This is a genomic window from Shewanella sp. SM20 (assembly GCF_025654545.1).
Taxonomy (GTDB): Bacteria; Pseudomonadota; Gammaproteobacteria; order Enterobacterales; family Shewanellaceae; genus Shewanella; species Shewanella oncorhynchi.
On record NZ_JAKKRK010000023.1, the window covers coordinates 32,182 to 44,830 of the forward strand.

Consider the following 12,649-nt stretch of genomic DNA (forward strand, 5'->3'; position numbering starts at 1 on the left):
AAGATCAATAAAAAATATTTCACTCAAGCATAATATTAACCAAGGCGGTGACGTAGTTCTCGCGTGGCATCGACCATGTTTTTCAGTGCAGGTTCAACTTCATCCCAAGTACGGGTTTTTAGGCCGCAATCTGGATTAACCCATAGCTGACGTACGGGCACTTTTTGCGCCGCTTTCTCGATTAAGTGCACCATGGCCTCCACACTTGGGGTGTTTGGCGAGTGAATGTCATACACACCGGGGCCGATTTCATTGGGATATTCAAAATCTTCGAAGGCATTGAGTAACTCCATCCGTGAACGCGAAGTCTCGATAGTAATCACATCGGCATCCATGGCGGCAATCGCGGCAATGGTGTCATTAAACTCGCTGTAACACATGTGGGTGTGGATTTGAGTCTCATCAGTCACGCCAGCAGCGCTGAGTTTAAAGGCATTCACCGCCCAATCTAAGTAGGCTTGCCATTCACTTTGTTTCAATGGCAGACCTTCACGGAAGGCGGGCTCATCGATTTGTATAATACCAATACCGGCATTTTGTAAGTCCACCACTTCATCACGGATCGCCAGCGCCAGCTGAGTCGCAATCACATCGCGGCCGATATCTTCACGGGCGAATGACCAATGCAGAATCGTCACAGGGCCAGTCAGCATGCCTTTTACAGGCTTGTCGGTGAGACTTTGGGCAAACTCGGCCCAATCAACCGTCATCGCCTTTGGACGACTAACATCACCATAGATCAACGGCGGCTTAACACAGCGTGAACCATAGCTTTGCACCCAACCATTTTTGGTAAAGCCAACGCCCGCAAGCTGCTCACCAAAGTATTCCACCATATCGTTGCGCTCGGCCTCACCATGAACCAGCACATCGATACCGAGTTTAAGCTGGCGGTCGATAGTATCGCGGGTGACTTGTTGTAATTGCTCTGTATATTGTGCATCACTCAGATCGCCCTTGCGCCAACGACTGCGTAGTCCACGGATTGCAGGTGTTTGTGGGAAGGAGCCAATGGTGGTGGTCGGCAACAGAGGTAAACGGTATTTCTGCTGCTGCACTGCTTGGCGTACGGTGAAATCACTGACGCGCTCATAATCGGCAGATGTCAACGCGGCAACGCGGGCAATCACTTGACTGTCGGCAGCCTGCGCTTTCGCCTCGCGGCGCGCCAAACTGGTTTGCACAATCTCTTTTGCCGCGATAGATTCAGGTGCCAGTAGCAATTGGCGCACATTGGCCAGTTCAAGTAATTTTTGCTTCGCAAACGCGAGTTGTTGACGCAGCGCGGGCTCAAGCGTGGCTTCCACATCTAAATCCACAGGGCTGTGCAGGAGTGAGCAAGAAGTACCGATCCACAAGCGATCTCCGAGATCACGGGCAACCGCGCCTATGCGTTCGGCAATCAAATCCGCCTCTGCCGCCCACACGTTGCGACCATTGACCACACCCACCGACAAAATTTGATCTCGACCAAGCGCATGGGCAAAGACAGCCAATTGATCCGGCGCTGTGACTAAATCGACATGCAACCCCGCGACCGGCAAGGCCGATACCAGCGCTTGATGGTGTGCGATACCGCCGTAATAACTGGTAAGAAGGATCTTCACCTTCGCAGTGCTGAGGGCTTGATACGCCTCAGTCATCGCCGCTTGCCATTCGCCATCCAATTCCAATGCGAGAATAGGCTCATCGAGCTGTACCCATTGCACTCCCAGAGCAGCAAAACGCACCAAAATGTCAGCATAAGCAGCTAATAAATTGGGTAATAAGCTTAACTTATCAAACTCTTGGCCCACGGTTTTAGCAAGGAACAAGTAGCTAACAGGGCCGAGTAGCACAGGTTTTGCTTTATAACCTAAGGACTGCGCTTCGCTAACTTCATCAAAGAACTGCTCATAGGCAATCGAAAACTCTTGGTTTTGGCTGAGCTCAGGTACCAGATAGTGATAGTTAGTATTGAAATACTTGGTCATTTCAGAGGCTGGCGCATCTTGGCCCGTTGGCGCTCTGCCGCGGGCAACACGGAATAAAGTATCGAGATCGATTGCCCCTTCACCACGATGACGATCAGGAATGGCATTTAAAGTCGCGCTTAAGGTCAGCACTTGATCATAAAAGGCAAAATCACCTACGGGAACTTGCTCAATGCCAGCAGCAGCTTGCCACTGCCAATGGGTGCGGCGAAGTTCACTCGCCACTTCACGTAATTGTGCCTGAGTGCTCTCACCACGCCAGTATTTTTCTAAGGCAAATTTCAATTCACGACGACGCCCAATACGGGGAAACCCAAGACTATTTAATTGCATACTCTATCTTCCTTTATTTGAGATAAGCCATATTCGGCACTTACACCCACCAGATTGTTTTCTCTTGGCACTTTTCAGCACTTCAGCCTGATAAATAACAATGGGCGTCTGGACGTCTAGAAGTTTATTGTGTTAGTCTCTATTCCAGCAACCGAATTGATTTCAAGCACAACATGAGCGAAATTCACTTGGAGTGAACATGATCGAACTAAGACACCTGCGAACCTTAATGGCCCTGAGAGAAAGCGGCAGTTTGGCGGGCGCAGCCAAAAAACGTTTTGTCACTCAATCCGCCCTCTCCCACCAGATTAAGGAGTTGGAGCAAAGGATTAACTCGCCCATTTTTGTGCGTAAGAGTAAGCCACTGTCATTCACCCAAGAAGGTGCACGCCTGCTGCATCTGGCCGAAGAGATTTTGCCTAAGGTGTTAGAAACCGAGACAGATTTGAAGAATGGGCTGGAAACCGAAACCAATCAGTTGCGAGTCGGCATTGAGTGCCATAGCTGTTTTCGCTGGTTAATGCCTGTGATGGAGCAATTTAGACAAGATCATCCGACAGCCGAGTTAGACTTGTCGAGCCGCCACTTGTTCGACTCGCTCAATGCCTTAGAAATGGGTGAACTGGATATTGTATTAACCTCAGATCCTGTGCCTGGGCATTCACTCGCCTACCAGCATTTGTTTGATTTTGAAGTGAAGTTAGTGGTTGCTAAGGATCATCCTTTAGCGAAAGAAGCCTATGTCACCCCTAAGCAATTAGCACACTTGCCTATTATCAGTTATCCAGTGCCGTTGACACGTTTAGATATTTATCGCCACTTTTTAGAGCCTGCGGGCATAGAGGCAGGCGAGCAAAAAACCTGTGATTTAACCATGATGTTATTGCAACGCATCGCCTGTAAAGACGGCATAGCCGCACTGCCAAGTTGGTCGATAAATGAAGGACATGGACTGAGTCTCGCTACGGTAAAACTCGGCCAAGAAGGCTTAAAACGCCCGCTATTTGGCGCCTATCGCCGCCACAGTGCTAACTCTGCATTGATCCAAAATTGGTTACAACTGGTGGCGAGGGAAGGTTTATCCCGCCAGCAGAAGACGAATTAATGCGGGTGACATAGAGTAAAAAGCCTGCGAATGCAGGCTTGTTTATTGAGTCAAATGACTATTTCATAGCATCGACAAATTACAGCGGATTCATCAACAATCCACGCATAGACAAGACACGGCGCAGTATCAACCCTGATGAATTAGGATTACGGGTCTGACGCAAATTATGGGCGATCATAAATTCTTGACGCAGATCCTGATCGAGATCTAACGCCTCGAACGCTTCGATGGTTAAGGTCTGTTGTTGATTATCAATCAATGACTTAATCACACTTAAAGGAAATGACTGTTCGGCATTAGCATTTAAATAGGCAAATGCGGTCAGTGCGATAATTTGGCCGAACACACTGAACAGAGCTAAGGTTTGTACTTCGTCAGCATCAACCTCCACACCTTCCATATCCGCTAAGCTATCTACCGCATCCGTTGCAATATCTTCAGTCAGCTTCCAATAACCTTGGACCAACTTTTTATAGGGCTGTGGCAGTTCATCGAGGCGTTCTTTTAAATAGAACGTAAAGGCGTAGCGATAGATATTAACTTGACCTAAGCGGATCAAAGCTTCTTTCAACGAGCGAGTTTTGTGATTTTCCACTACAGCAGCCTGTGCGGAATTACTGCGCATAAGCATGTGCGCTGCCAATGCGGGATCGCTCGAGATAATGTCAATCACATTACGAATGTCGCCTTCAGCAAGGATCGCTTTTTTGAGTGGAATTAGAATCCCTCGGCGGCCAATCACTTGCTCTTCGTTCGCTATGATAGCTCTAACTTGAGTAAAAACCTGTTGCTCAAGATCAGTCATAAGACACTTTACACCTGTTTATTAACAATAAGATGATTCGGTTACAGCTCACATCATACCTAAAATACTAAGAATTTCAGCCATAAACAGCAGAGTAAAATATAAATTACTCCTATTTAGTAATGACTGCCCGCTAACACTATAGATAACGACAATTAAACCACTCTACTAAAACGATATTCAAGACTATACCTATTTTAAGATTTATTCTTTGAACTCAGCGTAAAAAATAAAAAGCCAGACTGAGTCTGGCTTTGTTATTAGATAGCTCATTAATATTTAGAAGCGGTAGCCCACAGTGAAACGAATATCGCGACCTCGACCAGAATAGTAACTATCCCCCCAATCGCCACCGTAATAACCTGCGCTAACATAATCTTTATCGAATACATTATCGATACGCAGACTGGCAAGCCAAGCATCACGATTATAATTCAAGGCTAAATTACCAAGCACGTAACTTGCTAGCTTATCACCTTGATTAGCGTTATCGCCTTCGATAAAACGATCCCCCGTGTAGATAGCTTCGGCAAATACTTGGAAATGCTCAGCAAAATCCATGCTGACATAACCGCGTCCCGTGTGTTTTGCCACCCAAGACAGCTCTTTGCCATCGTTAGCACCATCGGTAAATTCGGCGTCGGTATAGTTATATTCCAGCCCTAGCTGCAGCGCTTTAGTGATCTGCCAATCCCAATCGGCACCCGTGCCATAACGACGAGAAGCGTCGGCATTTACGTTTGCACCGTTGAAATTTCCACCTATGGGTTTAACTGCACTCGAGTCATAAACAATTTCATCCTCTAAATCGAGACGATATAGGCTGACTCGCAGGGTTTGACTAGCGACAGCCCAATCCCAACCCGCCTCATAGGAACGGCCTGTTTGCGGCTTTAAGCCAAATACGCCCGGCGATGTATAAGCTTGCTCATCCACTTTGGCAAAACGGAAGTTATCATCAGCGCGCACATAGAGTCTGTGCTCCGCAGTTGGGCGGTAATTTAAACCCAGTTCGAATGCGTGGGCATTTTCGTCTAAATCCATGCCATTAGGATAGACATTGCCATCGACTAACTCGTCGGTCACACGCGCATAACGGCCACCCACAACGTAACTTAAAGTATGGCTTAAAGGCACTGTAGCTTGTAGATAGGCGCTTTGCATTTGCTGCACATTACTGCGCGCCATAGTGTCAAAATCAGCCTTACCACGGCTGATATCTAAGCCAGTCACTAGGTTTAGCTCGCCTTGACGCGTACTGTAATTCGCTAACGCTTTAGGGCTAAACATTAACAGTGAGCGTGTGTTATGGCTGTTCGCCCCCCAATTAAGAGAAGACACTAAGGTATCGCTGTAATCTAAATCCGCCGCCAGCGCCCAGTTTTGATTAAGCTGATGCTGGTAACCCGTTCGCGCCGCAGTGGTCATCTCGTGGGCATACTCTACCTTATTTGATGAAGCACGGGGATCGTCTTTAAATTGCTTTTCAGTAAGCGAGCCCGGATTTTCACGATCGTTATCGTAGTAGCTGGTTTCAACAAAGAACGAGTCTGTGGCTGTTTTATATTGAATGCGGCCAAGAATAGAGCCGGTTTCGTTGGCATTATGCTGGCGATAGTTGTCACCTTGGTTGTAACTACCGGTGAAAAAGTAACGCCAATCTTTGTTGATCGCGCCAGACACATCACCACGACCTTCATAGGTATCAAAACTGCCGCCGGATAACTGCACGCTGCCGCCAGTATTTTCAGGGGACTTAGTGACAATATTAATCACCCCGCCCACGGCTTGATCGCCATAAAGTACACCTGCACTACCCGATAAAATTTCAATACGATCCACTTGATTAAGCGGAATGGCATTAAGGCTAGGCGCTGCGATATCGATATTATTGAGACGACGACCATCAAGTAAAATCAGCGTGTTATTAACGGCAGTGCTGGCGCTAAAACCGCGCATCGCAAAGCTAGTTCCAATATTGTTATCCGAAATTTGAATACCGCTTTGACCGCGTAAGACGTCGGTCAAATTAGTCGCGCCACTCATTTCAATTGCCGCGGCATCAATCACATTCACATTGGCGGCAATATTTAACGGGGTCTTATCAGAGCGGCCGATCACGACAAGATGCTCGTCGACTTTAGCTGTGCTGGTATCGTCAGCCGCCACAGCGGGCGCGATAATTGAAAAACTGCATAGGCTGCCGATCAGCAGCGCGATTTTTGTTGGATTTGTTCCCATTTTACCTTTAACTCCTGCAAGGAAAACGGGGCATTGACGCCACGATACCGTTAATTCAGTCGTAAATACTGACGGTGATTATCGCATTTTGAGATCTGCCCACCGAAATCTCAAAAACACCTTTAGGGCCGGTCTCCGGACTTAGGCTATGTTAATCCATTAAAAGTTAGATTAACGCGAGACTGACCTTTCACATTCTGACTTTCGGGTTCAGTCTTGAACACACCAATCAAACGCGGTCTTCTCTCACCTTTTACCGTTGCGGGGGCAGTGCCAGAATTTCACTGGCTTCCCGATTATCTCACGACACTATCATCGTAAGCACCACAGAAGGTTGACTCAAAATTAGGTTAAAAGGGCGTACAACCTGTTAACGCCCAACAAGGCTCAGGGCATATCAGACCTGAGCGCGCGCATTATAGACGTCTATACGGATGAAAGTCCATTAATCTCAGATTAGCGAGAAAACTCACATGAGCTAGAAAACACCATCCCAGTTTTTTGCCGCAGGTTTTGGTCTGTCTTTGCTCAAAATCGCCTGACGCTGCTCAGGGGTTTCACATTGGGCAACGGGGGTAAAATCCAGCGGTTTAATCACTAACGAGTCAGCAGGTTGCACTGGCGACTTGTCGAACATTGGCAAATTCATCGACCAAGAGACCAACTCCCCCTTTTCGCTGATGCCAACATAACCGTCATTTGCGCCATCTAACCAAGTAAGGCGCGGAATACGTGCAATCAACTTCTCCACATTTTCACGGTTGGCGCGATAACCAACAGGCACCACTTTGCCATCGGGACGCGTAAACACAAAGGAGGCTGGCCCTCGAGTAATGACGCTGCCTTCCTGCCAATATTTATCAAGAATCTCTTGGGCATAGTGAAACCCAAACATATGAGCGTAATCAGTATCGTCGGCCACTATTTGCGGCACGGCCTTATCCCGCAGTAATAAAAAGCCTGAGCCAATGCTGATAATCTCTTTTACCCCTGTGATATCGGTTTTTTTAATCCAATCGACACCACAGTTAATCCCATCGCCCCAAAAATGCGCATCCCCCGTAGGGCTTAAAATCGCAAAGGCACAATTGTTTGCCGTCATACTCGCCACATCCTTTAAGGCGCTGCGGATCGAGTAAGCATCACTGCGCCAACCCCAACTCACCACAGTGCCGTCCTTTTTCAAGGCGGCATAGGTGTGTTGAAAATATTCGATCTTCGCTACATCCGTAAGCTGCGGGAGTAACTTTTTCATATTGGTCGACTCTTCAACCTGCCCCCAAATCACAGCACTGCCCTCTTTTTTGAGGGCGACAAAACTGCGACCTCTGGCAAAGATATCGACAACATCAACTAATTGATCCTGCACATGTAAGCTATTGCCGCCGTAGGGGCCATAACCCCAAGTATGCACCTTGCCATTGGCATCAAGGGCGGCAATGGCCTCTTGATTGGTGAACAACTTGGTAATATTGGTCATGCGGTTTTGTAGGGCTTTGTCGAGGCTATATTTCCCCGCATTGCCCCAGTACACCACAGTGCCATCTTGACGTAACGCGGCAAACCCATCCTTGACTGGGACGATTTGCTTAACTTGCTTAAGCTGCTCCGTCACCTCCCGGCTATCACCGCCAGCATAACTGTCACCCCAAGTGATCACCTCACCAGATTGTGTTAACGCCGCAAAGGCCGAACTGTTGGTGACCACAGTCTCGACTGCGGGTAAATCACAGGGAATATGGCGATACTGTGGACTCGGATTTTCCTTAAATTGGATGAGTTTACCGTTATCAAACTGCAATAAGGATTCCTTATCATTTTCGAACACGGTTAAGGGTTTCGGCTGACTACAAGCCGTTAATTGCAGGGCGATTAAAACTGACACGAATGCCAAAGGGCGAGGAATTGAATAAGACTGCATAACTTATTTCCTTGTCGTTGCTGAAAACGTGAGTTGCTGAATATGTTGCGCTACTTTATCCGATAATGACTCGATTATCGGCCTCAATGCGCGCTGAAAACCATGATTCATATCTAACCGAGACAATAGTGCTTGTGCATGTTTATCAGTGGTCTGCGCGCTATCAAGGCTGAGGGTTTGAAGCGCCATCGTCTGGCCAAATGCCGCTAAAATCACCGCTTGCACAGGGCTAACACTTGGCTCCGGCGCGCTACGCGTATCATCGAGCACCCATTTAACTAACCAAAGTAAATATTCGATACGGGCTGCAAGGTCGACACTGCATTTTTTTTCATCCTCCAAGCCAAAACTGAGCTCCTTGGCATAACAAAGTGCCTCCAATGCCTTGAGCTTTTCTGCCGATAATGTCAGTGCAAAAGGGAGCTGCGCAGTGCGAGTCATCAGCACAAAGGTTGCCAAGGTTCTTGCTGTTAAGGCTTGATTGCAACGGGCTAACATCGCGAGCGCTAAGTCGTGAAACCCTAATGAAATCAAGCGATAAAAGCTAATCATCACAATAGTTTCATCTATCGATTCCAGCTGTTTTTTGCTTGGTGCAGATTGCATTTGGGCAAATAAGGCAACAAAACTTGGGTATAACTCAGGGCAATGGCCAATATGGTCGGCCGCTTCCCATACCAGAATATTAGCGGCTGGGTGGCGCCTGTAGGTTTCAAGCAAATTGATAATTCCAACGTAATCTTGCTGATCCCCTAAACGCTTGAGTATTGGGATATAACGAGACTCAGCCCAGCAAATTCTTAAAGGAGTCGAACAGAAATAGCCCACCAGCAAACCCAATAATAAGCTTGCAGTACCAAAGGCAAAGTCCCACTTGGCGAGATCGCGGGTTAATTTAAGGTCTGCACTTGCACGGGTTGGTGCATCAGGAAGGTAGCTCACAGCACTTTGCGCATAATGGGGCCCTAATGCCCACGGCGTATCACCCTGCGGCGGAGCTAATTGATAAGTCGCACGGCAATCAACACCATCAAGCCCCCACTGACGAATCACCTCGCCCTCGGCGGTGTGATATTCCACTAAGCAAACCAATCTTTGGCGAGAAATGCCGTTCGAACCTCGTTCACTCCGATACTCAGTTTCAATCACCCGGCCAATGGCAACATCGCCACGCACTTCAAGCTGATTGACCAAATACCACTTTTGCCATCCTTCAGTGATAAAAAAGGCCGCAAGACTCAAGATTAAAATGGGAGGTAAGGTAAACAAGAGTACTTCGAGCCCCCCCCAACCTCGCTCGGGTGCGCTAGAGGTTAACTTACTGCGATTAATCAACACGCCAAAACGTCCTTATCATTCCATGATGCTTAAGCATTAAATGAATTTTGTTTGTGCCTACAGCGGGGCGCAATTTTAGCAGCTTATTGATAAAAATCAGAAAAAGCTCACAGTTTACTGTAAAGACACCATCACACTCATCGCCCCCCCGCTTGAACATGCTATTCTAAGCCCCCATCACCGCTGTTTAAAGGAGTAACAGTATGACTCGCCCTATTATTCTGGATTGCGATCCCGGCCATGACGACGCTATTGCGCTCATTTTAGCTCTCGCCCATCCAGAGCTGGTTCCACTGGCCGTCACCACCAGCGCCGGTAACCAAACGCCGGATAAAACGCTCAATAATGCCCTGCGGATCTTAACCTTATTAAATCGCAGTGATATTCCTGTCGCTGGCGGCGCAGTCAAGCCATTAGCTCGCGAATTAATCATTGCCGACAATGTCCATGGTGAAACCGGACTCGACGGCCCTGCATTGCCTAATCCAAGTTTTAGCCCTCAAGCCATTACCGCAGTTGAATTAATGGCGCAGCAAATTCGCCAAAGTCATCAGCCAGTAACCTTAATTCCCACAGGGCCGCTGACTAACATCGCCCTTTTACTGGCGAGTCATAGCGAGTTACACGATAAAATTGAGCGCATAGTGCTAATGGGCGGCGCAGCCGGTGTCGGTAATTGGACCCCAGCCGCCGAGTTTAATATTTTTGTCGACCCCGAAGCCGCCGATATTGTCTTTAAATCCGGTATTCCCATCACTATGTGTGGGCTCGATGTGACTCATCAGGCACAAATCATGGATGAAGACATAGAACGCATTCGCGCGATTCAAAATCCAATTGCTCAGTGTGTCGCCGAATTATTGGATTTCTTTATGATTTACCACAGAGATCCTAAATGGGGCTTTATTGGTGCGCCATTGCACGACCCCTGCACTATCGCTTGGTTGCTTAAACCTGAGCTATTTGAGGCGCAAGATTGCTGGGTAAGTATTGAAACCCAAAGTGAGTTGACTTTAGGCATGACAGTGGTCGATCGCTATCAGCTAACAGGTAAAGCCGCCAATGCGACAGTGCTGTTTGGGATCGATAGGCAAGGCTTTGTCGATTTACTGGTAGACAGTTTACGCGTCTATGATGCAACTTATCTCAATCGCAGATAAAAATGACAGTGAGTCTTCTATGAGCCAGATACTCGTTATCGGCAGTGCAAATGCCGACCATGTGATGAAATTTGAGTACCTGCCCGCTGCAGGGCAAACCTTAATGAGCCGAGATTACCGCCTCGAACAGGGCGGCAAAGGGGCCAATCAAGCCGTCGCCTGCGCGCGCTTAGCCAAATCAGGTTCACGCACTGATTTTATCTGCCATCTCGGCCAAGACAGTATCGGCGATGATATGCGTCAAAGCTGGATGAAAGATGGCATCAGCGCGGAAGGGATCCGCCAAATAGCCGGACTGAGCACTGGCACTGCCATGATTTTTATCGGTGATAACGGTGAGAATACGATTGGCGTTGCCGCAGGTGCTAACGCCAGCCTTTCACCCGATGACTTAGAAGCTCATTACGCCCTATTTGCTAATGCTGAGTACTTATTAACACAATTAGAAACGCCCGCTGCCACAGTGGCAAAGGCGCTGCAAATAGCCAAGAATCTTGGCGTGACGACTGTACTAAATCCCGCTCCAGCGACGGCACTTGGCCAAGATGTACTCAAGTGGGTAGATATTATTACCCCCAATGAAACCGAAGCAGAAGCCTTAACGGGAGTTGAGATCAACCATCTTGATGATGCACACATGGCAGCGCAACTTCTCCACCAGCAGGGAGTAAAGATTGTGGTCATCACCTTAGGTAGCCGTGGCGCATATATCAGTAGCCCAGGTTTTAATGGGCTAATACCTGCGTTTGAAGTGCAGGCCATAGACACAGTCGCCGCAGGAGATACCTTCAATGGCGCCTTAGCTGTGGGCTTAAGCGAGGGCATGTCGATTACTGCAGCCGTGGGATTTGCCAATGCAGCCAGTGCAATTACTGTCACTCGCCCAGGTGCACAACGTGCGATTCCCTATCGACAGGAGCTTTCGTACTAAAAACGTAAGAAGTTCAGAAGTAGACGCCCTGCGTTAGAACCTACAAATTATCATTTATAAATCAAACATATAAATAATAACTTCTGAGTACTTAGTTCACTCCAACTAAGTACTCACCTATGTTTACCGCTAACAATTTTGCCGCCAATAACGATGCAAGCTTTCAACCGAAAGTTGCATATACATAATTTACACGCTGATTTCATTCCCATTTAATGAAGATTGCTTATGCTGGCAGGTGCATGTCCGAGTCAAAACGGCTCGGCTACCCTTGTTCAAATAAGGAAGTACCAGATGAAAGCAAAAAGCACAGCTTTACGTAACGTGACCAGCACTAGCCTAATCGGCCTAGGATTATTATTCGCTAGCCAAGCGAGTGCCAACGAATGTGAACTGAAAATTGCCGCCACTGATGCAATGCAATTTGACACTAAAGAGCTGTCTGTACCTGCAAGCTGTAAAGAAGTGACCTTAACCTTAACCCACTCAGGCACCTTGCCAAAAGCAGCAATGGGCCATAACTGGGTATTAACTAAGGCAGCCGATATGTCAGCCGTAGCGACCGAAGGCATGAGTGCCGGTCCTGATGCAGCCTATGTCAAAGCCGGTGATACGCGCGTTATCGCACACACAGATTTAGTGGGCGGTGGCGAATCAACGTCGATCACCTTTAGCACTGCCGGTATGAGCGCTACCGAAGCCTACCAATTTTTCTGCAGCTTCCCAGGTCACTGGGCGATTATGCAAGGCAGTTTCAAGTTAAAAGCTTAAGGTGAATGGCTTAGCCTAATGTTAAGTGATAAAAACAAAAAAAGCGGATCTTAGGATCCGCTTTTACA

General features: G+C 47.7%; 9 protein-coding genes and 1 riboswitch. Of the genes, 4 read left to right on the plus strand and 5 right to left on the minus strand.

Annotated elements, in window-relative coordinates; translation table 11 throughout:
• Positions 1 to 35: 35 nt before the first annotated feature.
• Complete coding sequence (metE, locus tag L5M18_RS11300; protein WP_263196979.1) at positions 36 to 2,306, minus strand: 5-methyltetrahydropteroyltriglutamate--homocysteine S-methyltransferase; 2,271 nt, start codon at positions 2,304 to 2,306, stop codon at positions 36 to 38.
• Positions 2,307 to 2,505: 199 nt separating this feature from the next.
• Here metE and L5M18_RS11305 point away from each other — a divergent pair, with 199 nt between their 5' ends.
• Positions 2,506 to 3,411: a LysR family transcriptional regulator gene (locus tag L5M18_RS11305; protein ID WP_263196981.1), complete on the plus strand. Its 906-nt coding sequence runs from the start codon at positions 2,506 to 2,508 to the stop codon at positions 3,409 to 3,411.
• 79 nt (positions 3,412 to 3,490) lie between these two features.
• On the opposite strand, the gene L5M18_RS11310 is transcribed toward L5M18_RS11305, so the two are convergent.
• The 4 genes from L5M18_RS11310 to L5M18_RS11325 form a co-directional block, all read right to left on the minus strand.
• Entirely contained in the window at positions 3,491 to 4,219 is a 729-nt protein-coding gene (locus tag L5M18_RS11310) for an HDOD domain-containing protein (RefSeq protein WP_105250172.1), read from the minus strand.
• 279 nt (positions 4,220 to 4,498) lie between these two features.
• Entirely contained in the window at positions 4,499 to 6,460 is a 1,962-nt protein-coding gene (locus L5M18_RS11315) for a TonB-dependent receptor (protein WP_263196983.1), read from the minus strand.
• Between the two features lie 108 nt (positions 6,461 to 6,568).
• Positions 6,569 to 6,804, minus strand: a riboswitch (cobalamin riboswitch).
• 134 nt (positions 6,805 to 6,938) lie between these two features.
• Entirely contained in the window at positions 6,939 to 8,381 is a 1,443-nt protein-coding gene (locus L5M18_RS11320; protein ID WP_263196984.1) for a hypothetical protein, read from the minus strand.
• A 3-nt stretch (positions 8,382 to 8,384) separates the two neighbouring features.
• Positions 8,385 to 9,719 (minus strand): hypothetical protein, encoded by a 1,335-nt coding sequence (locus tag L5M18_RS11325; protein WP_263196985.1) that lies wholly within the window; start codon positions 9,717 to 9,719, stop codon positions 8,385 to 8,387.
• A gap of 203 nt (positions 9,720 to 9,922) precedes the next feature.
• Here L5M18_RS11325 and rihA point away from each other — a divergent pair, with 203 nt between their 5' ends.
• The 3 genes from rihA (at position 9,923) to azu (ending at position 12,581) form a co-directional block, all read left to right on the plus strand.
• Positions 9,923 to 10,879 carry a pyrimidine-specific ribonucleoside hydrolase RihA gene (gene rihA, locus L5M18_RS11330; RefSeq protein WP_263169443.1) on the plus strand — a complete coding sequence of 319 codons (957 nt, stop codon included), beginning with the start codon at positions 9,923 to 9,925 and terminating at the stop codon, positions 10,877 to 10,879.
• 19 nt (positions 10,880 to 10,898) lie between these two features.
• Positions 10,899 to 11,810: a ribokinase gene (rbsK, locus tag L5M18_RS11335; RefSeq protein WP_263196987.1), complete on the plus strand. Its 912-nt coding sequence runs from the start codon at positions 10,899 to 10,901 to the stop codon at positions 11,808 to 11,810.
• Positions 11,811 to 12,104: 294 nt separating this feature from the next.
• Positions 12,105 to 12,581, plus strand: coding sequence for an azurin (gene azu / locus L5M18_RS11340; RefSeq protein WP_028759449.1), 477 nt, complete (start codon positions 12,105 to 12,107; stop codon positions 12,579 to 12,581).
• Positions 12,582 to 12,649: the final 68 nt, after the last annotated feature.

Coding starts and splice junctions, on each gene's coding strand:
- rbsK (WP_263196987.1), top strand. CDS start 10,899: ATGAGCCAGATACTCGTTATCGGCAGTGCAAATGCCGACCATGTGATG.
- azu (WP_028759449.1), top strand. CDS start 12,105: ATGAAAGCAAAAAGCACAGCTTTACGTAACGTGACCAGCACTAGCCTA.
- L5M18_RS11315 (WP_263196983.1), bottom strand. CDS start 6,460: ATGGGAACAAATCCAACAAAAATCGCGCTGCTGATCGGCAGCCTATGC.
- metE (WP_263196979.1), bottom strand. CDS start 2,306: ATGCAATTAAATAGTCTTGGGTTTCCCCGTATTGGGCGTCGTCGTGAA.
- rihA (WP_263169443.1), top strand. CDS start 9,923: ATGACTCGCCCTATTATTCTGGATTGCGATCCCGGCCATGACGACGCT.
- L5M18_RS11320 (WP_263196984.1), bottom strand. CDS start 8,381: ATGCAGTCTTATTCAATTCCTCGCCCTTTGGCATTCGTGTCAGTTTTA.
- L5M18_RS11310 (WP_105250172.1), bottom strand. CDS start 4,219: ATGACTGATCTTGAGCAACAGGTTTTTACTCAAGTTAGAGCTATCATA.
- L5M18_RS11305 (WP_263196981.1), top strand. CDS start 2,506: ATGATCGAACTAAGACACCTGCGAACCTTAATGGCCCTGAGAGAAAGC.